General features: G+C 65.5%; 15 protein-coding genes and 1 pseudogene. 11 read left to right on the top strand and 5 right to left on the bottom strand.

Annotated features, from left to right (window positions below; translation table 11 throughout):
- The first annotated feature begins 614 nt into the window (after positions 1–614).
- The 4 genes from AADJ02_RS06675 to AADJ02_RS06660 all read left to right on the top strand — a co-directional run bounded on the left by AADJ02_RS06675 (position 615) and on the right by AADJ02_RS06660 (position 6,238).
- Positions 615–1,568, top strand: coding sequence for a flagellin (locus AADJ02_RS06675; RefSeq protein WP_341212210.1), 954 nt, complete (start codon positions 615–617; stop codon positions 1,566–1,568).
- 18 nt (positions 1,569–1,586) lie between these two features.
- A complete protein-coding gene (locus AADJ02_RS06670) occupies positions 1,587–2,696 on the top strand; it encodes a flagellin (RefSeq protein ID WP_341212209.1) in 1,110 nt (369 codons plus the stop codon).
- 612 nt (positions 2,697–3,308) lie between these two features.
- A complete protein-coding gene (locus AADJ02_RS06665) occupies positions 3,309–3,578 on the top strand; it encodes a PepSY domain-containing protein (RefSeq protein ID WP_341212208.1) in 270 nt (89 codons plus the stop codon).
- A gap of 41 nt (positions 3,579–3,619) precedes the next feature.
- Complete coding sequence (locus tag AADJ02_RS06660; protein ID WP_341212207.1) at positions 3,620–6,238, top strand: EAL domain-containing protein; 2,619 nt, start codon at positions 3,620–3,622, stop codon at positions 6,236–6,238.
- A gap of 233 nt (positions 6,239–6,471) precedes the next feature.
- Here the strand turns inward: AADJ02_RS06660 and AADJ02_RS06655 are convergent, their stop codons facing one another.
- Positions 6,472–8,073, bottom strand: coding sequence for a helicase HerA-like domain-containing protein (locus AADJ02_RS06655; protein ID WP_341212206.1), 1,602 nt, complete (start codon positions 8,071–8,073; stop codon positions 6,472–6,474).
- Between the two features lie 353 nt (positions 8,074–8,426).
- On the opposite strand from AADJ02_RS06655, the gene AADJ02_RS06650 reads away from it, so the two are divergent.
- A complete protein-coding gene (locus AADJ02_RS06650; RefSeq protein ID WP_341212205.1) occupies positions 8,427–9,731 on the top strand; it encodes an O-acetylhomoserine aminocarboxypropyltransferase/cysteine synthase family protein in 1,305 nt (434 codons plus the stop codon).
- A gap of 47 nt (positions 9,732–9,778) precedes the next feature.
- Here AADJ02_RS06650 and AADJ02_RS06645 read toward each other — a convergent pair whose 3' ends face one another.
- The gene (locus AADJ02_RS06645) at positions 9,779–12,286 is read right to left on the bottom strand and encodes a CoA transferase (protein WP_341212204.1); all 2,508 of its coding nucleotides are present in this window, start codon (positions 12,284–12,286) and stop codon (positions 9,779–9,781) included.
- A gap of 34 nt (positions 12,287–12,320) precedes the next feature.
- Positions 12,321–14,006, bottom strand: coding sequence for a GMC family oxidoreductase N-terminal domain-containing protein (locus AADJ02_RS06640; protein ID WP_341212203.1), 1,686 nt, complete (start codon positions 14,004–14,006; stop codon positions 12,321–12,323).
- 147 nt (positions 14,007–14,153) lie between these two features.
- Here AADJ02_RS06640 and AADJ02_RS06635 point away from each other — a divergent pair, with 147 nt between their 5' ends.
- The 4 genes and pseudogenes from AADJ02_RS06635 (at position 14,154) to AADJ02_RS06620 (ending at position 16,408) form a co-directional block, all read left to right on the top strand.
- Positions 14,154–15,071 (top strand): LysR family transcriptional regulator, encoded by a 918-nt coding sequence (locus AADJ02_RS06635; protein ID WP_341212202.1) that lies wholly within the window; start codon positions 14,154–14,156, stop codon positions 15,069–15,071.
- 29 nt (positions 15,072–15,100) lie between these two features.
- Positions 15,101–15,238, top strand: a pseudogene (locus AADJ02_RS06630) (glycerate kinase); the annotation flags it as partial.
- Positions 15,239–15,347: 109 nt separating this feature from the next.
- The gene (locus AADJ02_RS06625) at positions 15,348–15,419 is read left to right on the top strand and encodes a hypothetical protein (protein ID WP_341212228.1); all 72 of its coding nucleotides are present in this window, start codon (positions 15,348–15,350) and stop codon (positions 15,417–15,419) included.
- An 89-nt stretch (positions 15,420–15,508) separates the two neighbouring features.
- Positions 15,509–16,408, top strand: a complete 900-nt coding sequence (locus AADJ02_RS06620; protein WP_341212227.1) for an oxygenase MpaB family protein — start codon at positions 15,509–15,511, stop codon at positions 16,406–16,408.
- Positions 16,409–16,433: 25 nt separating this feature from the next.
- Here the strand turns inward: AADJ02_RS06620 and AADJ02_RS06615 are convergent, their stop codons facing one another.
- Both AADJ02_RS06615 and AADJ02_RS06610 read right to left on the bottom strand, forming a co-directional pair.
- Positions 16,434–16,958: a MarR family winged helix-turn-helix transcriptional regulator gene (locus AADJ02_RS06615; protein ID WP_341212201.1), complete on the bottom strand. Its 525-nt coding sequence runs from the start codon at positions 16,956–16,958 to the stop codon at positions 16,434–16,436.
- Between the two features lie 93 nt (positions 16,959–17,051).
- On the bottom strand, positions 17,052–17,972 hold the full coding sequence (locus tag AADJ02_RS06610; protein ID WP_341212200.1) for a LysR substrate-binding domain-containing protein: 921 nt from the start codon (positions 17,970–17,972) through the stop codon (positions 17,052–17,054).
- A 246-nt stretch (positions 17,973–18,218) separates the two neighbouring features.
- Between AADJ02_RS06610 and AADJ02_RS06605 the strand changes: the two genes are divergently transcribed.
- Positions 18,219–18,467, top strand: a complete 249-nt coding sequence (locus AADJ02_RS06605; RefSeq protein WP_341212199.1) for a hypothetical protein — start codon at positions 18,219–18,221, stop codon at positions 18,465–18,467.
- Positions 18,468–18,475: 8 nt separating this feature from the next.
- A complete protein-coding gene (araD1, locus tag AADJ02_RS06600) occupies positions 18,476–19,459 on the top strand; it encodes an AraD1 family protein (RefSeq protein ID WP_341212198.1) in 984 nt (327 codons plus the stop codon).
- Positions 19,460–19,465: the final 6 nt, after the last annotated feature.

Genomic DNA, 19,465 nt, shown 5'->3' with positions numbered 1-19,465 from the left:
GGGCGCGACCCGTCGATCGCAGGCGAACGAGGAATCAGTTTCGGGGGGGCGTTGTCCGAAGCCAACCGAAAGCTCAGAGCCTTGTTCTTTGGACGACAGTCTGGATGACTGCGATGCCGCAGCAATCGTAGCCGCAGCCAGCCGTTGGCGGGGCTCTGGCGGTACTGGCGCAGAAGGCGCTCATGCGATCGGATCGTGTGTCACTGCAACATGATGGCGGCCGTGACGACGTCGCGGCCCGATCAGGGCAGACGCCACAGCCGACATAGCCCTTGGAGGTCCGCTTATTGCCAGAATCACAACCTCCAGTGTCTTCGCGGATGAACCAGAAGGAGCATTCTGGCGCGGCTTCAGTGCTTCCTGCGAGCCCTCAGAGAAACGAGATGATGGGTATGGAAAGTCCGGGGGTGGCCCCCGGCCAGCTGGCCTTGGCGCCCCGCTGGTATCCATGAGCCGCAAACAATCGTAGCGCGAGTGACACACTGCCAATTGCTCCCATGCGAAAATTTTCCGGCCGCCACAATCGCGCCTTAATTCACGGATTATCCGTAGATACCGCGGCGGATGCCGACTTCGTCAGAAAGACGATTGGTTAGTAAGAAGCTAGAGCAAATATGTCGTCGATCCTCACCAACAACTCCGCAATGTCCGCCCTCTCGACCCTGCGGAACATCAACACCAGCCTGAACAGCACCCAAGACCGCATCTCGTCGGGCCTGAAGGTGTCTTCCGGCAAGGACAACGCCGCCTACTTCGCCATCTCCGAGACGATGAAGGGCGACAGCGGCATGACCAAGGCGGTCAACGAAAGCCTGACCCTGACCAAGAACTCGGTCGCGACCGCGCGTCTCGGCGCCGAGCAGTTCTCGGATCTGGCCATGGAGTTCCGCGACAAGGTCGCCTTCGCTCAGGAAAACAAGGGCGGCCTCGATGAAATCGAATCCGACCTGACCCGCCTCGTGGCCGACATGGCCGCGATCCTGTCACAGTCCACCTTCAACGGCGATGACCTGGTCAACGCCGGTGGTAAGCGGACGGATGGCGGCGCTCCAGCAGCGGCAACCATCTCGGCCACCACCGGTGCCATCACGGCAGCGACCTCTCCAACCGGGAGTGGTGCTGCTGCGCCGCGCGAAGTCATCACCGGCATCAGCCGAAATACCGCCGGCACGCTGCAGACCACGAAGATCACCGTGGCGCCGGTCGACCTGAACGCGCAGCGCGAGAAGTTCGCCCTTATCGCCACCAACTTCAAAACGAACGCGAGCAATGCCACCACTGGTGATGCCTTTCTTGCCGGGGTGCTGACCGAGGCCGACGGCGCGACCAAGGCCACGGTCGACGCGGCCACCTCGCTGGGTCAGTCCGAGAAGTCGATCGAGCGTCAGCAGGAGTTTCTGACCAAGCTCTCCGACAACCTCGACTCGGGCGTCGGCGCTATGGTCGATGCCAACATGGAAGAGGAAGCGGCGCGTCTGCAGGCCCTGCAGGTCCAGCAGCAGCTGGCGTCGCAGTCTCTTTCGATCGCCAACCAGGCACCGCAGAACATCCTGAGCCTGTTCCGCTAAAGCAGGATCGAGGGCGGCTTGAACAAGCTGCCCTCGCTTGTTCCGAAATCAGACGGCTCGTCAGGACGACGAGGGCCCCAAAAGAACAATAAGAAATTTCTCATGTCTTCCATACTTACAAACCCTGCCGCGCGCTCTGCCTTGCAGTCGCTCCGGGGGATCGAGACCGCATTGGACCGAAACCAGACGCGCATCACGACGGGCCTCAAAGTTGCCTCGGGCAAGGACAACGCTGCCTACTTCTCGATCTCCGAGACGGTGAAGGGCGATAGCGGCATGAACAAGGCTATGAACGAAAGCCTGACTTTGACGCGCAATGCCATTTCGGTCGGCCGCCTGGCGACCGAAAGCGTGCTTGAGATGACCGAAGAACTCAGCGAAAAACTGATGCTGGCCCAAGCCCAGTACGACATGAATCCTGACTTTGACGGCGCGACGATCCAGGCCGACATCAATGCGATCCTCAAACGCATTACTGGCACGGTGGCCCAAGCCAGCTTCAATGGAAGCTCGTTTGTCGACGGACATGGCAACCAGCACCAGTTGAGCAACGACGGACTCGTGACCGGTATCAGTTCCAGCACCACAGTGCGTAACAGTGACCGTGATTATGATGTTCGGGCCGATATGAATGACCCGGCCTACGACCCGGCGCTTGATCCCGACGTCGTCCGGGTTGCTATCGGGGTCAGTCGCAACGGCAACGTCTTCGAAGCAAATGATCTGCCTATTAAGAAGATCGACCTGCTATCGATTGATGAGCGTCTGCGAATGCTCGACGTGACACAGGATTTCCCAGCTGGCTACGAAGCCATCAAGGACGGCCCAGTTTTCAACGCCGGCGATGATCGTATCGCATTTTATGTGGATCTGGTCGAACGGACACGGGCGATGCTGATTGGCGACGCGACAGCGCTGGGCCAAGCCGAAAAGAGCATCGAGCGGCAGCAAAGCTTCTTGACCGAACTGACGGATATTCAGGATGCCGGGGTCGGCAAACTGGTCGACGCGGATATGGAAGAGGAAGCGGCCCGGCTTCAGGCACTTCAGGTTCAGCAGCAGCTGGCATCGCAGTCGCTTTCGATCGCCAATCAAGCGCCGCAGAATATCCTGAGCCTGTTCCGCTAGGACACCCTCACCTGGGCTGGAGGTGGGCTGGCCTTAGGTGGTTTTTGACCGGCAGTTGCGTCTGAGCGACCTTGGGGCTGTGTCCGCGCCCGGCCTTCACCGTCCCAGCCAAGGTGATAGGCTGCAAGCAATTAAGTGAACCTGCAGACCTGACATCTCTGCGTCTTGAATATTGCTTGTTCTCCATATGAGGGGGCCTGCGCGGCCAAATCACTTGGTCCATGGCCACGGTGCTGCGATTTCGCCTTCCAACCGCATCTGTCTGCCAAGAGCTTTCGTGATGCGACGCTTGCGCGAGATCAGGCACAGGCTCATCACCACTCAGCCAGGACCGAGCCCCCTCAGCCGGAGATTCTGATTGAGACGCAAGCGCATTGATCTCGAGCAGTATTTTTAAACTCGTGCCTGCGTTCTGGGTTGGGTCAGCCGACGGTACCAGAGCACTTTTGCCACAGCCTTGCGAGGGCACGGCGTTGTTCCGCTTCTGTCAACATTCCGCCCCAGTTTTACGAAATTGTGAATGACACCCCGAGAGCGGCAGCCCCGTGCCGAAGGGGGCGGTGCCGCCGGATCGGGCCGGCACCGTGCAATCAATCGAAGACTGGAATGCCCATGCGACATCTATTTCCCCTTTGCCTCGTGGCGCTCGCGTCAGCTCAGCCCGCGGCCGCGACCGAACTCTGCGTCGGCGGTCCTCGTGACCAGTGGCTCAGCAAGGACGAGGTTGCCGAGATCGTCACCGAGATGGGCTACGGCACCGACGAGTACATGCTCATGATCGAGGACGGCTGTCTCGAAGCCAAGCTGATCCACGAGGGCCAGCGCATCGAAATCTACCTCGAGCCGATCACCGGAGAACTGGTGCAGGTCAAGACCGACTGAGCCGAACCGGCTTTTGTCCCGAGCGAAGGAGTGCCTGCCCGATGGCGTTTGATCTCAAATCCCGTATGTTCAAATCCCTGCAATTCAGGGTGATGGCCGCCCTGATGCTCGGGCTGGGCCTGTCGGTCACTTTGTTGATCGTGCATCTTAGCTCGTCGAAGCTGGAAGCGCTGATGGATCTTGGGGAGGCGGCGAGCCGCAACCAGACCCTGCTGGCGGCGGGTCAGGCGCGCGCCGGCATCGAACGTCGGGACAAGACCTATCTCGAGAACATCTATTTCGACCTCGTCTTCGGACAGGAGGACGAGGCATTTGAAAAGCCGATCATCCAGATGTTGCGCGTCTCGGATGCACAAGGCGACGGGCTGAAGAGCTACGAGACGCTCGATGGGCCGCAGGTCGACCCGAGCGTGCTCGATGCGCAGGCGGACCAGGCCGTGGCCAGCCAGACCGCGCAGGAGAGCCGGCAGGGCGATCTCTACGTCATCTCCGCGCCGGTCTTCAGCGACATGGAGCGCGAGGTGATCGGTGCGATCAGCATCGCTTGGGACCAAGGCCCTCTGCGCGCGGGCGTGGTGCAATCGACCATGCGGTCGGCCTTCATCGGCTTTGCCGCCGCAGTGGCGGTGCTGCTTGCCATCGGCATGGTGATGCAGCGCCTCGTGCTGTACCCGATCAGCGCGCTTGCCGGGGCCGTCTCGCGAATTCAGGAGAGCGGCGATCTCGCGACCATGCCCCCCGAGGTGGTTGAACGGCAAGATGAGATCGGCAGCCTGGCGGCCCGATTTCAGGCGCTGCTGGCGCAGTCGAACGCGCAGATCCTCACACGTCGCCAGCAGCTCGACACCGCGCTCGAGAGCATGGCGCAGGGGTTGTGCCTGTTCGACGGCACGCATCGGCTGGTCATGAGCAACCGTCGGGTCGAGGAGATCTACGGTCTGGCGAAGGGCACGCTTCATCCCGGCATGCACATCCGCGACGTGCTCAAGGCGTGCCGCGACGCCGGGAATTACAGCGACGCGCGTATCCTCGAAATCGAGCAGACCCTGTGCAAGCCCGCCCGGTCGCAGCGCGCGCTGCCCTATCTCGAAATCATCTCCGGAGGGCGGTCCATCTCGGTGCTGCGCGTGCCGATGCCCGAAGGCGGCTGGGTCGCCACCTTCGAGGATGTCACCGAGCGCAAGCGCACCGAAGCCAAGATCGAGCACATGGCGATGCATGACGCGCTGACCGGTCTTCCGAACCGGATCAGCTTTCGCCAGCAACTCGACCGGGCACTGAACACCACCGCACGCGGCCAGCAGCTGGCGGTCATGTGCCTCGATCTCGATCACTTCAAGGCGGTCAACGACACGCTGGGCCACCCGATCGGCGACGCGCTGCTCAAGCAGGTTGGACAGCGGCTTCAGGGCTGTCTGCGCCAGTCCAAGGTCGTGGCGCGGCTGAGCGGTGACGAGTTTGCCATCGTCGAGAACAACGTCTCTTCGGTCGAGGAGGTCGGCCAACTGGCCGAGCGCATCGTGAACCGGTTGAGCGAGCCCTACGAGATCTGCGGCCATCACATCGTCATCGGCAGCTGCATCGGCATCGCCATCGCGCCCGCCGACGGCAGCGACCCCGAGGCGCTGGTCAAGGCGGCCGATCTCGCGCTCTACCGTGCCAAGTCCGAAGGCCGCGGCACCTACCGCTTCTTCGAGCAGGCAATGGATGCGCGGATGCAGGACCGGCGCGCGCTGGAGCTGGACCTGCGCGCAGCGTTCGCCAAGAACGAACTGGAGCTGTACTACCAGCCCATCGTCAACCTGCAGACCGGCCGCGTCAGCTGCTTCGAAGCGCTGCTGCGCTGGACCCACGAGACCCGCGGCGCGGTGTCGCCGGCCGAGTTCGTGCCGCTGGCCGAAGAGATCGGCCTGATCACGCAACTTGGCAGCTGGGTGCTGAAAGAAGCCTGCCGGACGGCGGCGCAGTGGCCCGACGACGTGCGTATCGCGGTGAACCTGTCGCCTGTGCAATTTCGCTCTCTGGCGCTCATCTCCGAGGTCGAGGCCGCGCTCGAGGACTCCGGTCTCGCGCCGGACCGGCTCGAACTCGAGATCACCGAAACCGTGTTGCTGCGCCATACGGAGATGACGCTGTCGATCCTCCAGCGGCTGCGCAAGCTCGGGGTGCGGATCTCGATGGATGATTTTGGCACCGGCTACAGCTCGCTGAGCTACCTGCGCACCTTCCCCTTCGACAAGATCAAGATCGACCGGTCCTTCATCAAGGACGTGGTGCATCACGGCGATGCCCAGGCCATCGTGCGCGCCATTTCCAGCATGGGCACGAGCCTCGGGATGGCGACGACCGCCGAAGGGGTCGAAACGATCGACCAGCTCGAAAAGCTTCGATCCGAAGGCTGCACCGAAGTGCAGGGGTTCTACTTCAGCCCGGCGGTGCGTTTCGGCGAGGTGCAGGCCTTGCTCGGTAGGATCGATGCGACATCCAAACCTGCCTGTTCGATCGCGGCTCTCACGAGGGCCACTCCTCCCGGCGAGGCGCCCGGAGCCATCGCCAGCCCGGCGGCTCTTGCCGCCACCGCGGTCTCGGCTCAGGCCCCGGTCATCGTCAACAACTTTGACGACCAGCCACGACCAGTCGTGTACCGCGCGCTGCAATAGTCTCACAGCACTGCCTTCGGGGTGAGGGCGGAAGGGCAGGGATGGCTTGTTCGGTTTCCCGACATCGGCCTCGACGGCGCTGTTTCAACAGTCGGCCCTGTGGATACGACCTTAGCCGGTCTCGGTGCAGGCGGGCCGATCCAAAGACAAGCGGGGCGGTGTGAACGTTTCACGCCGCCCCGCAGAACCAAATGCCTCTTCAGTCGGCTTCCAACGTGCTGTTGCGGCAGGCCCTAGCGTCCCTTGAAGAGCGTGCCGAGGATGCCACGCACCAACCGACGACCCGAAGTGCCTTTCAGCTCCTTCAATAGCGCGCCGGTCATCGCATCCCCGATGCTCTGACCAAGGCTGTCCTCTCGACGGGTCGAGCCGATGCCCCGAGTGGTGCGGGCCGGACCATCGGGCGCATAGCGCCGGCCGCGTCCGGGCCGCCGCGCCTCCGGCTCCGACGCGTCTTTCGATCCCGCCTCCGACGCCTGGGCTGCGGCCTCTGCGCGCCGGGCGAGCGCCTCGAAGGCGCTGTCGCGATCAACGCTGGCCTCGTATTTGCCGCGGATCGGCGAGGCAGCGAGCATCTCGGCGCGCTCGGCGTCCTCGATCGGTCCAAGTCGCGAGGCGGGCGGGCGGATCAGCGTCCTTTCGACTATCCCCGGCACGCCCTTCTTCTCCAACATCGAGGTCACCGCCTCGCCGACGCCCACCTCGCGGATCGCGGCTTCGGTCTCGAAGTCCGGGTTGTCGCGGTAGGTCTGGGCCGCCAGCCGAAGCGCCTTCTGGTCGCGCGCGGTGAAGGCGCGCAGCGCGTGCTGCACCCGGTTGCCGAGCTGGCGCAGGACATCGGCGGGCAGGTCGGCGGGGCTTTGCGACACGAAGTAGACGCCGACCCCCTTCGAGCGGATCAGCCGCGCCACCTGTTCGATCTTTTCGACCAGCGCACGGGGGGCATCGTCAAACAGCAGATGCGCCTCGTCGAAGAACAGCACCAGCTTGGGCTTTTCGGGATCGCCGATCTCGGGCAGCTCCTCGAACAGCTCTGAGAGCAGCCACAGCAGGAAGGTCGCATAGAGCCGGGGCGCCATCATCAGCTGCCGCGCATCGAGGATCGAGATCAGGCCCCGACCGGTCTCGTCGCAGCGCATCATGTCCGACAGCTCGAGCGCGGGCTCGCCGAAAAGCTGCGCGCCGCCTTGGGTTTCGAGCACCAGAAGCCGCCGCTGGATCGCTCCGATCGAGGCCGATGAGACGTTGCCATAACGCCTCGACATCTCCCGCGCGTTCTCGCCGAGCCAGATCAGCATCGCGCGCAGATCGCTTAGGTCGAGCAGCGCCAGACCCTCTTCGTCGGCGACCCGAAAGACGATGTTGATCACGCCCTCCTGCGCCTCGGTGAGGTCGAGAAGACGGCTGAGCAGCAGCGGTCCCATTTCGGCCAGCGTGGTGCGCACCGGGTGGCCGCTGGTGCTAAAGACATCCCACAGCAGCGTCGGATAGGATTTGTAGGAAAAGCGCTCGTAGCCGATCTGCGTGGCCCGTTCGGTGAAGGGCGCGTGCAGCCGGTTGGTCGGGTCTCCGGCCCGCGACAGCCCTGCGAGATCGCCCTTCACGTCCGAAAGGAACACCGGCACGCCGTGGTCCGAAAAAGCCTCGGCCATGATCTGCAGTGTCACGGTCTTGCCGGTGCCGGTGGCTCCCGCAATCAGACCGTGGCCGTTGGCGTATTCGAGCAAGAGCCACTGCGGAAGCGCGCGCCCGTCACCTCCGCCGCCTAGAAAAATCGCGTCGTCCCGCCAGTCCATGCCTGCCCCCGCACCGGTTGCCTGCTCAGGACCATACATGCAGAGAGGGCTGGCACCATAGAGAGGGCAGACTTGCTGGATTTGCGCGGGATGTACGCCCTGCGGCGGCTATCCCGGGCATCGACAAAGCCCCATTCATCGCCGAAGCTTGCGAACGGTGCCGTGCGGCTATCGGGCCCCTGGCCCCGGCAGCCATGGGCATCACCCTGTGCCCCCCGGCGCTTGGTGCCCTGATCGGACAAGGCGTGCCCGGACCGGGACTTGATCCGGCCACGCCTGATCTGCGCTCCCAGGGTCGCCCGGACGGGCCTTTGCACAGCTGTTTCCAAAGACATTGTGCGACGGCTTTCGACTGGCTAGCGTCCCTCCCATACACAAGGGAAGGAAAGCACATGACCCGTCAGCGTCCGCTCGGCTTCGATACGCTGCAGATCCATGCCGGGGCCAATCCCGATCCGGCGACGGGGGCGCGGCAGGTGCCGATCTACCAATCGACCTCCTATGTCTTCAAGGATGCCGACCACGCCGCGCGCCTGTTCGGGCTCGAGGAGGTCGGCTACATCTATTCGCGCCTGACCAATCCCACCGTCTCGGCGCTGGCCGATAGGGTCTGCGCGCTCGAGGGCGGCGCGGGGGCGGTGTGCTGCTCCTCGGGGCACGCGGCGCAGATCATGGCTTTGTTCCCGCTGATGGGGCCGGGGCTTAATGTCGTGGTCTCGACCCGTCTCTACGGCGGTTCGGTCACCCAGTTCAGCCAGACCATCAAACGCTTCGGCTGGTCGGCGCGCTTCGTCGACTTCGACGATCTGGAGGCCATCGAGGCGGCGGTGGATACCGACACCCGCGCCATCTTCTGCGAGTCGATCTCCAACCCCGGCGGCTACATCACCGATATCCCCGAGGTGGCCAAGCTCGCCGACAAGGTCGGGCTGCCGCTCATCGTCGACAACACGCTGGCGACGCCCTACCTGTGCAACCCAATCGCCCAAGGCGCGACGCTGGTGGTGCATTCGGCGACCAAATACCTGACCGGCAACGGCACGGTCACGGGCGGCATCGTGGTCGACAGCGGTAGGTTCGACTGGTCCGCCAGCGACAAGTTCCCTTCGCTCTCGGCGCCCGAGCCTGCCTACCATGGTCTGAATTTCCACGGGGCGCTGGGCCCGATGGCCTTCACCTTCCATTCGATCGCGGTGGGCCTGCGGGATCTGGGCATGACCATGAACCCGCAAGGTGCGCATTACACGCTCTTGGGTATCGAGACGCTGAGCCTGCGCATGGCGCGGCACGTGTCGAACACCGAAAAGGTGGCGAACTGGCTCGAGGCCGACCCGCGCATCGACCGGGTAACCTGGGCCGGGCTGGCGTCCTCGCCTTGGCATCACCGGGTGGCCAAGGTGACGCCCAAGGGTGCGGGCGCGCTGTTCACCGTCGGCGTGAAGGGCGGCTACGACGCCTGCGTGAAGCTCGTCGACAGCCTCGAGCTGTTCAGCCACGTGGCCAACCTCGGCGACACGCGCTCGCTGATCATTCACCCGGCCTCGACCACGCACCGCCAGCTGACGGCGGATCAGCAGATGGCGGCGGGGGCGGATGCCGATCTGGTGCGGCTGTCGATCGGCATCGAGGACCCCGAGGATCTGATCGCCGATCTCGACCGCGCGCTCGATATCGCGACGGGGCAGCAGGCCGTATGAGCCGCTGATACGGCGGCCCTTCGCGGAATGATTGGCGGGGGGCTGTATCAGCTCGGAAGATACTCCCGGCTCCAGCTGTCGCTAATCGCGCCTGTGTCGAACATCTCGGCGATTTCCTCCTCTGCGAACCCCAATTCGGCCAAGACCGCGCGCGTCGAGGCTCCGTATTTCTCGGCGCAGGGCAGGGCGCGCACCGCACTGCGCGCGGGGCGCACCGCATAGGGGTCGAGCTGCGTGACCTCGTGGCCGCTGGGATGATCGGCATAGGTCGAAAAGGAATAGCTGCCCCGGTCCAGCCCCGGTGTGCCGTCGGCGGGGCGGCTGTTGTAGGAGCGGATGCCTTCGATGTTCTCGCAGACGGCGGCGCCGATGTCGGCCTGCTGCAGCCTCTCGACCCAATCGGCGGCGGTGGCCTGCAAAAAGGCCCCCGCGAGGAACATCGACCGCTTGTCCTCGGGCATCTTCGAGAACCCCTTGAGGCCCTCGACTGTGTCGAGCCGCGCCGCGTCGGCCTCGTAGGCGCTCAGCAACAAGAACCCGTCGGCGGTGTAGAAAAAGCGCGACAGCGCATCGTAGCCCAGCGCCTCGCGGCCCGAGGGCTCATTGAACAGCCCGCGCTTGAGGTAGTCGTAGCAGAACGGAATCTGCGCCAGACCGCTGAGCGCCGAGAGCGAAGTGCGCGCGCGGCCCGCGCGGCCGGTCCGGGCCTTTTGATACAGCGCCGTCGCGATGCCGAGCGAGCCGCCAAAGCCGCACATCACGTCGATCGTGCCGACATGCGCATGCTCCTCCGGCGTTTCCATCGCACCTCCAAAGCGCAGCATGATGCCTGTCGCGGCCTGCACGAGATCGTCATAGCCCACGTAGTCAGTGCGCGGCCCACGCCTCGGCCCGCCGAAACAGTCGAGCTGGCAGAACACCGCATCGGGGTTCATCGCGCGCAACCCATCGAGGTCGAGGCCCATCGCCTTCACTTGGCTGTCGGGCGCGTTCCAGACCACCACGTCGACCGACCTCACCAGCCGCTCAAGCACCTCGCGCCCGCGCGGGCTGCGGATGTCGGTGAGCACCGAGCGTTTGCCGCGCATGTGCGACATGCCGAAGATCACCGTGTTCCAGCAATCGTAGAAGGGCTGGGCGGGGTCGAGCTTGACCACCTCCGCGCCGAAGCGGGCGAGGTAGGAGGCCGAATGCGGCCCGGCGATGACGTTGCACAGATCGAGCACCCGCACGCCGTCGAGCCAGCCGCTGCGATCGCCCGGATCGGCGGGGGTCGGCAGGGTGGTGGGCAGGGCGGTCAGCGCCGAGAGGGCCTCGTCGAAATCCACCTCGCGGCGCGGCTCAGGCGTCAGCATCTCCTCCGCGCTTTCCTCGAGCCAGACCATCGGGCCGGGCTGGATCATCGTGCCGTAAGCCGGGTCCTCGACCTCGATCATCAGGCCCGCCGTTTCGGCGTGATCGTCGTTGATCCACTCCTGCAGCCAGCGCTGCGGCGCGCCCGGAAAGCGACGCTTGCCGAAGATCCGTTCCCACTCCTTGGAGGTGCGCGTCATGAAGACCTCCTTCATGCGCGCGGCGATGTGGTCGGCCCAAGCCTTGGGCAGGGGGTAGACGCCCAAGGAGACGTTTGATGCCCATTCGGAGGCCGGCAGGTAGGTGTCGGATTCCTCGCTCAACCCCTCGGTCACCAGATCGTCGTAAATGCCCAAGGTCTGCAGGCAGCGCTTGGCATGGTTCTTGTGGCTCGGGCAGACGACGTAGAACATGCGCCCGTCCTTGCAGCGATAGCTGCGATAGAACGGGTCGAGCAGTTCCTGCAGCTCGTCATAGCTCAGGTTCATCGGCAGGCCCTCGATCCGCCGCCGCTCGATCTCCTGCTCGCGCTGGGTCTTGTAGCGTTCGGGCAGGTTCTCGATGCGGATCGAGTTGTAGGTCAGCCCCTCCATCACCGCCGCCGCGAGCGGCACCTCGATCCGGTCGCCCAGCCCCGTCCGCTCGCGCGCCTGAAGCGCCAGAACGGCCGCCGAGGCCGCCAGCATCGTGCCATAGGCCGAGGACAGCGGCAGGGGCGAAAACGACGGGTTGATGCCCATCAGCACGCGGTTCAGCCCCATGTCGGTAAACACGCCCGAGGTCGCGGCAATGACGCTCTCATAGGCGCGCCAGTCGCGGCGCAGCGCGTCGTTCGAGGCAAAGCCCGGGATCGAGACGGCGATCAGGGTCGGATGCTCACGGCACAGCTCTTCGGGGTCGAGCCCGAGCCGCGCCATGGTGCCAGGGCGGAAGCTTTCGACGAGGATGTCGGCCTTGGCCACCAGCGCACGGGCGCGCGCGAGGCCCTCGTCGGTTTTCAGATCCAGCCTCAGGGTCAGCTTGCCCCGGCCCAGCGTGGCGTTGGCCGGGCTGTCCCACAGCGGGCCGTCGGGCGGGTCGACATGCACCACGGTCGCGCCGAGGTCCCCGAGGATCATCGCGACGGCGGGGCCTGCGATGTACTGGCCAAAATCGACCACCTTGACGCCTACGAGGGGCAGCTTGGAGTTGGGATCGCGCATCACTGGCCTCCTGTGGGGGACTGTGGGACGTGGGTCAGGCTGGTTCAGGGGCTGGCGCGCGTGCCTCTTCGAGGATCCAGCGCGCGGCTTTTTCGGCGATCATCATCACTGGGGCACTGGTGTTGCCGCTGGTGATCTCGGGCATGACGCTGGCATCCACCACCCGCAGCCCTGCGACGCCGCGCACCCTGAGACGGGGGTCGACCACCGCCATCGGATCGTCCGCGCGGCCCATCTTGGCGGTGCCGACAGGATGGAAGAACGTGTTGGCGATGTCACCCGCAAGACGCGCCAGCTCCTCGTCGGTCTGAAACTGGATACCCGGCTTCCATTCCTCGGGCGCGTATTTCGCCATCGCGGGTTGCGCCACGATCTCGCGCACCTGACGCAGGCTTTGTGCCGCGATGTGACGGTCTTCGTCCGTGGCAAGATAATTCGGCGCGATGCGCGGCGCGTCGTCGAAACGGTTCGAAGTGAGGCTCACGCGGCCCCGGCTGGTGGGGTTGAGGTTGCACACACTCGCGGTGATCGCCGGAAAGCCATGCAGCGGTTCGCCGAATGCGTCGAGGCTCAGGGGCTGCACGTGGTATTCGAGATTGGCATGCGGGCGCTGCGGGTCCGAGCGGGTGAAGGCACCGAGCTGGCTCGGCGACATGCTCATCGGACCGGTGCGCCTGAGCGCGTATTCAAGACCGATGCGCGCCTTGCCGAAGAGGTTGCCCGCCAGCGTGTTGAGCGTCTTGGCGCCCTTCACCTTGAACACCGCGCGGATCTGCAGATGGTCCTGCAGGTTTTCGCCCACGCCGGGCAGATCGCGCAGCACCTCGATGCCATGCGCGCGGGCCTGCTCGGCCGGGCCGATGCCCGACAGCTGCAGGATCTGCGGCGAGCCGACGGCCCCCGCCGAGAGGATTACCTCGCCGCGCGCGCGTACCGTCATCGCGTTGCCGCTGCGCCGGACCACGGCTCCGGTGCAGCGGGTGGCACCAGGGACGGTGGACTCGAAAACCAGCCGCTCGACTTGAGCTTCTGTCCAGACCTCGAGGTTGGCGCGCGACTTGATGGGCCGAAGAAAGGCCTTGGCCGCGTTCCAGCGCCAGCCTTTCTTCTGGTTCACGTCGAAATAGCCGACGCCCGCGTTGTCACCGGTGTTGAAATCCTCGGTGTGCGGAATGCCCGCCTGCACGGCGGCGGCGGCGAAATCTTCGAGCACGTCCCAGCGCAGCCGCTGCTTTTCCACCCGCCATTCGCCACCGTGCCCATGCAGGTCGGAAAACCGCCCGTTGTGACCGCACTCGGGATCGGCGCCGCCGTCGCGCCTGTGATGATCTTCGTGCGCCATAAAGTCGGGCAGGGCGTTCTCCCAACTCCAGTCGTCATCGCCGGTGATCCGCGCCCAGTTGTCGTAGTCGCGTGCCTGACCGCGCATGTAGATCATGCCGTTGATCGAGGAGCAGCCACCCAACCCCTTGCCGCGCGGGTAGCGCAGGGAGCGCCCGTTCAGCCCGGCCTCGGGGGCGGTCTGGTAGAGCCAGTCGGTCCGCGGGTTGCCGATGCAGTAGAGATAGCCCACGGGAATGTGGATCCACGGGTGATTGTCACGCTTGCCCGCTTCGAGCAGCAGGACACGTTTTGCCGGATCGCGGCTCAGGCGGTTGGCCAGCAGGCAGCCAGCCGAGCCAGCCCCCACGATGATGTAGTCGAACGGATCGCACGACATCCTGTCTCTCCCCCGGTTCGAAGAACACCGTGTTTCGCGTCACGCGCGTTGACACCAGTCGCCCTCCCGTCTCCTCCTCCAAAGCGATGCGGGAGCCAGGACGCAAAATCCAATGACTAATAAAGCGCCGCATTATAAGTCGGACTTATGAAGCACCCCGCTGACCTTCGGACCCTGCAGTCCTTCGTCACCGTGGCCCGCGCGGGCAATGTCTCGCGCGCGGCGGAGATATTGCACCTCACACAGCCCGCTGTGAGCCTGCAGCTCAAACGGCTTTCCGAAGACACCGGGCTGGTGCTGTTCCAGCGCACCGCCAAGGGGCTCGATCTCACGCGCGACGGCGAGGTGCTGTTGAAGAAGGCCGAGCAGGTGCTCGAGGCCGTGGCCGAGTTCGGCCAGACAGCGCGGCACATGACCGGCACGCTGCGCGGCACGTTGCGCATAGGCACCATCGTCGATCCGGACTTCATCCGGTTGGGGCGGTTCCTCGCGGGGCTGATCGAGGCGGCCCCCGATCTGCAGGCGCAACTCGTGCATGGCATGAGCGGCGACGTGCCCGTGCGGCTGCAGCGCGGCGAGATCGACATGGGCTTTGTGTTGGGTGAAGCGGGGGATGAGACAGGCGAGGAAACCAGCGAGGAGACGCTTTTCGAGCGGCATACGCTGACGCATTTTCGCTACTTCGTGGTTGCCCCCGCGGGGTGGGAGCGTCGCGTCGCAGGCCTCGACTGGGCCGGGTTGGCGACGCTGCCGTGGATCGGCACGCCGCCCGCCTCCGCGCACCACCATCTGCTCGAGCGTCGCTTTGCCAAAGCGAGGGTGGTGCAGAACCGCGTGGCGCTGGTGGATCAGGAGCCTTCGATGCTTGCAATGGTGCGTTCTGGCGTCGGGCTCAGCCTATGCCGCGAGTCGATCGCGCTGCACGAGAAGCAATCAAACGGGCTGGTGGTGATCGAAAGCGCGCAGATCGCGACGACGCTCGGCTACATGCTGCTGAAGACCCGCCGGGACGAGGCTGCGATCGGCCTCGCCGTCGACATCCTCAAGCGCGTCTGGGCGGTTTGACACGACCGCCGGGCGATGCGCTTGGCCACATGCAAGTGCCCTGCGTCGGCATCGAGATCGCCGATGCGGCGATTCCAGTGCCGGACCGTGCAGGTCTCGTCGCCACGGCATGGCTTCTCGACCTGCGGTCGGGGCGTGGGCCGGAGGATCACGTGCTGGCGCTTATCTCGGGCGGCGGCTCGGCGCTCTTGTGCGCGCAAGTCGAGTTGCTGACACTCCAAAGGACAAACAGCCAGCAATGCCGCGCTTCTGGCCTCCGGCGCGCAGAACTCGGCGATGAACGTGGTGCGCAAGCAGCTCCACCGGGTCAAGGGCGGGCGGCTGTGCGTGCGTCCTTTGCGGTGCTAAGGCAAAAGCATGGGCGATATTCACCACTCCTTTTCACAGGCCATGATGCGCAATCCCGGCGCCCGGCCATTTCCGAAAGGGCCAGCCGCATGACGTTCATCTGCCCCGAGGACCGGATCCCGCTGCTGTCGGCAGACGACGATCACGAGGAGATCGCCCGCCTGCTGACCACTTGCGCTTTTTCATGGGACATCGAGCGGGCGCTCGAATTCGCGCTGTTTCGCACTTATGCCGTACCGTCGATCTCGGCGCTTCTGGCGCGGACCGGCGAATTCGCGGAACGGCCCGCCAAGCGCTATGACGACACCGAGCTGTTATTGTCGGAGCCCTTGGAGAACGGGCTCGACAGCCCGCGCGGCCGGGCCGCGATCGCGCACATCAACGACATGCACAGCTGCTACCGCATCACAAATGACGACATGATCTATGTCCTTGGCACCTTCGTGCTCGAACCGATCCGCTGGCTCGACCGCTTTGGCCGCCGCGCCATGACGCCGCATGAGCAGCGGGCCTGGACCAACTACTACCGCGCGCTGGGCGCGCGCATGGGCATCCGCGACATACCGGTCGATCTCGCGGGCTTTGCCGCGTTCAACGCCGAAGTCGAGCGTGCCAAGGTCCGGTTTGCCACGAGCAACCGTGCGGTCGGCCAAGCCACGCTCGACCTGCTGCTCGGCTTCTACCTGCCGCGACGGCTGTTCGGCCTCGGGCGACCGGTGGCGCTGGCGCTGATGGACGCGCCGCTGCTCGAGGCGATGGGTCTGCCCGAACCCGCCCCTTGGCTGCGCCGCGCCGTGCCGGAGGCGATGCGGCTGCGTGCCCGGATCTTGCGCTGGATGCCACGACGGCGCCGCCCCCGACTGGTCACGGCGCGGCGACGGGCGAGCTACCCTTCGGGCTACGAGATATCGGATCTCGGGGTTTGGCCATCAGAGCGGCGAGGGACCCGGTCCTGTCCGATGGGGCAGGCGAGCGAACCCCGGTCTTAGGAGGCGTCTTGGGGCTGAGGCACCGCTAGAGGTCGGGTCGCCCTGCGGTGGCGGGGGCGGCGTCCGGGGTTTCGAGCGTCTCCGCGAGATAGCGGGTGATCTTGTCGACGGCGCGGGTGAGACCTTCGAGTTCCGCATCGTCGAGAAGCTCGGTGAATATCTTCTGGCGATCGAGCAGCCCCGGCTCGAATGTGGCGAGCGCGGCCTGGCCCTCGGGCGACAGGCGCAGCAGCCTCTTGCGGCGGTTCGCGGGGTCGGGTTGCTGCTCCAGCAACCCCTGTGCCAGCAGGTCCGACACGGCCCGGCTGATCTGCGCACGGTCGATGACCATCAGTCGGCTCAGATCCGCCGCCGTGGTTTCCTTGAAGATGCCCAGCACCATGAGAATGCGGTAGGAGGTCAGGCTGGTGTCATGCACCGCGAGCTGGCGCGCGGCATGGGTGTCGAGCAACTTCGACAGGCGACTGATGCGAAACGACAGGCGCTGTTCCAGTTCGGTCAGAGCCCGAAGCCGGTCGGCCATGCGCCGGGGGTCGTTCATCATCGCCATGCTGTCGTTCCGCTCCCGTCGTTCCGGGCCGTCGAAGTCCCGCGTGCGACCCTACCAAGCCCCTGCAGGCCCGTCCATCGGCGGCCTCTTTGGTCAGCCGGGCGGCGCGCCGGTCAGCAGGGCGCCGAACCGACGTGCCGCGACGAGCAACTCGGCGCCCGCGCGTGTCATCAGCGCATAAGGCGCGACCGACAGCCCGAGGTCCAGCGGCAGGACAGCACAGGTCTCGGTGGCGAATTGGTCGGCCACGGCGCGGGCCAGCGGGGCGATGGCGTTGCTGCGCTGGACCAGTGCCAGCGTCAGCAGGAACGACGAGGTGGTGATGCGACGCTTGGGCGCCGGCAGACCGCGCCGCGCCAGCTGGTCGATCACCGTGTCGTACAGGATCGTGCCTGCCTCCGGCAGCACCCAGTCATACTCGAGCAGCATCTCGGGTTCGGGCGATGGGGTCGAGAGCAGACGGTGGCCGTGCCGCACCACGAGCGCGACGGGCTCGGGCCCGAGCGGTTTCAGATCGAACAGCTCGGCCGGGTGGCCCTGCGGCAGGCGCGCCAGAGCGAGATCGATGCGCCCCTCGGCCAGAGCCTCGCCCAGCACCTCCGAGTTGCCGACCTCGACATGGATGCGCAGTTTGGGCATCTCCAGCCGCGCGCGGCGCAGGGCGGGCAACACCCGGTCCATCGCCGCCCCCGTGACCGCACCGATCCGCAGGTCGCCGGACAGCCCGGCGCTGATCTCGCGCAGTTCATGCTCGGTATCCGACAGCTCGCTCAGGATCCGCCGCGCACGCCGCGACAGCGCCCGGCCCTCCGGCGTGAGGCTGATGCCGCGCCCGTCGCGCCGGCGCAGCGCGCAGCCCGCTATCCGCTCGGCCTCGGACAACAGGCGCGAGGCGGCGGGCTGCGCCATGCCCAGCGTCCCGGCCGCAGAGCCCAGACCCTCTCCGTGATCGAGCAGGGCCAGCAGCCGCAGATGCGTCAGCTTCAGACCCCGGCGCAGCAAAGCGTCAGACATACATGCCAATCTGGTTATGGAAACATCATCTCTCATTATTTGAATGGTATCTCCAGGTTTGCCAAGCTGCAGTTGTGTCATCGGGGAAGGGCGCTTGCCGCAAATCCTGCGGGGGGTTGGGGGATCACCATGAAGATCAAGGTTGCGGCACTCAGCGCCATGGCGCGGGCAGCAAGGCTCGGAGCGCCCGCGAAAGACAAGGGTACGATCAGCATGCCGATGCCCACGAAATCCTTGGGCCGCTGAATGTCGGAGGGCGTGCTCCAAGGCGAGCAATGCGAGGCGGCAGGCTATGAGACAGACCTGCAATGCGTCGGAGACGACATTTCAAGCCAACTCGCGCAGACCGAGACCACGATTATCAAAGGCGTTGATGCGTTGGCGATCCCCGTGATCGCCCGGGACCGGCAGGTCTGCGAGACCTTCCAGCGCAGCGATGCGCGGCTCGCCGAGACACCGACCGAGGACGTGCGGTTCTATAACAAGAACAAGTGAGGCCAAATATGCTGCTGTCGCAGATCAGAACGGATACGGGCATCGCCGTGGTGGCGCGCGAGGGGTCGGAGGCGGCCATCGTCAAGGGCGCGACCTCGACCTACGCGCTGGCGCAAGAGGCGTTGCAGGCGGGCACGAACCTTGCCGAGGCGATCGGCGCGCGCGGATTGGACCGGGCGGTCGACCTCGCGAGTCTCGCCGCCGAGGGGCGGCTGTTGCTGCCGATCCACCATCCCGATCCGGGCCATATGCACCTGACCGGCACCGGCCTCACGCATCTGGGGTCGGCCGCCACCCGCGACGCGATGCATGCGGGCGGGGATGCCGAAACCCTGACCGACAGCATGAAGATGTTCCGCATGGGGCTCGAGGGCGGCAAGCCCGAGGGGGGCGGCGTCGGCGCGCAGCCCGAATGGTTCTACAAGGGCACCGGCCACTCCGCCGTGGCCCCCGGCGCGCCGCTGACCTCGCCCGGCTTTGCCGAGGATGGCGGTGAGGAGCCGGAGATCGCCGGGATCTACCTCGTCGGGCCCGATGGCCAGCCCGCGCGCGTCGGCTGGGCGCTGGCCAACGAGTTCTCGGATCACGTGACCGAGCGGGTGAACTACCTCTGGCTCGCGCATTCCAAGCTGCGCCCGGCGAGCTTCGGCCCCGAGATCCTCGTGGGCGATTTGCCAAGCGACATCCAAGGCACCAGCCGCATCCGCCGAGACGGCGCGGTGATCTGGGAAAAGCCCTTCCTCGCGGGCGAGGCAAACATGTCGCACAGCTTTGCCAACCTCGAGCACCACCACTTCAAATACGAGATCTTCCGCCAGCCCGGCGATCTGCACATCCACATGTTCGGCACCGCGACGCTGAGCTTCGGCGACGGCATCCGCGCCCAGCCCGGCGACGTCTTCGAGATCGAGGCTGCGCCTTTCGGGCTGCCGCTGACCAATCCGCTCGCCCAATCTCCCGACCGGGGCATGGCGCGCGTCACCTCCCTTTGAAAGGCC

The organism is uncultured Limimaricola sp. (assembly GCF_964022235.1).
Classification (GTDB): Bacteria; Pseudomonadota; Alphaproteobacteria; order Rhodobacterales; family Rhodobacteraceae; genus Limimaricola.
Note: the sequence above shows the minus strand (reverse complement) of the source record. Positions and strands in the feature narration are given on the sequence as shown.

What these genes read in the sequence shown, in the direction of transcription:
- AADJ02_RS06675 (WP_341212210.1), top strand. Translation starts at nt 615, where the DNA reads ATGTCGTCGATCCTCACCAACAACTCCGCAATGTCCGCCCTCTCGACC.
- AADJ02_RS06635 (WP_341212202.1), top strand. Translation starts at nt 14,154, where the DNA reads ATGAAGCACCCCGCTGACCTTCGGACCCTGCAGTCCTTCGTCACCGTG.
- araD1 (WP_341212198.1), top strand. Translation starts at nt 18,476, where the DNA reads ATGCTGCTGTCGCAGATCAGAACGGATACGGGCATCGCCGTGGTGGCG.
- AADJ02_RS06655 (WP_341212206.1), bottom strand. Translation starts at nt 8,073, where the DNA reads ATGTATGGTCCTGAGCAGGCAACCGGTGCGGGGGCAGGCATGGACTGG.
- AADJ02_RS06640 (WP_341212203.1), bottom strand. Translation starts at nt 14,006, where the DNA reads ATGTCGTGCGATCCGTTCGACTACATCATCGTGGGGGCTGGCTCGGCT.
- AADJ02_RS06660 (WP_341212207.1), top strand. Translation starts at nt 3,620, where the DNA reads ATGGCGTTTGATCTCAAATCCCGTATGTTCAAATCCCTGCAATTCAGG.
- AADJ02_RS06645 (WP_341212204.1), bottom strand. Translation starts at nt 12,286, where the DNA reads ATGCGCGATCCCAACTCCAAGCTGCCCCTCGTAGGCGTCAAGGTGGTC.
- AADJ02_RS06620 (WP_341212227.1), top strand. Translation starts at nt 15,509, where the DNA reads ATGACGTTCATCTGCCCCGAGGACCGGATCCCGCTGCTGTCGGCAGAC.
- AADJ02_RS06650 (WP_341212205.1), top strand. Translation starts at nt 8,427, where the DNA reads ATGACCCGTCAGCGTCCGCTCGGCTTCGATACGCTGCAGATCCATGCC.
- AADJ02_RS06665 (WP_341212208.1), top strand. Translation starts at nt 3,309, where the DNA reads ATGCGACATCTATTTCCCCTTTGCCTCGTGGCGCTCGCGTCAGCTCAG.
- AADJ02_RS06605 (WP_341212199.1), top strand. Translation starts at nt 18,219, where the DNA reads ATGTCGGAGGGCGTGCTCCAAGGCGAGCAATGCGAGGCGGCAGGCTAT.
- AADJ02_RS06610 (WP_341212200.1), bottom strand. Translation starts at nt 17,972, where the DNA reads ATGTCTGACGCTTTGCTGCGCCGGGGTCTGAAGCTGACGCATCTGCGG.
- AADJ02_RS06615 (WP_341212201.1), bottom strand. Translation starts at nt 16,958, where the DNA reads ATGGCGATGATGAACGACCCCCGGCGCATGGCCGACCGGCTTCGGGCT.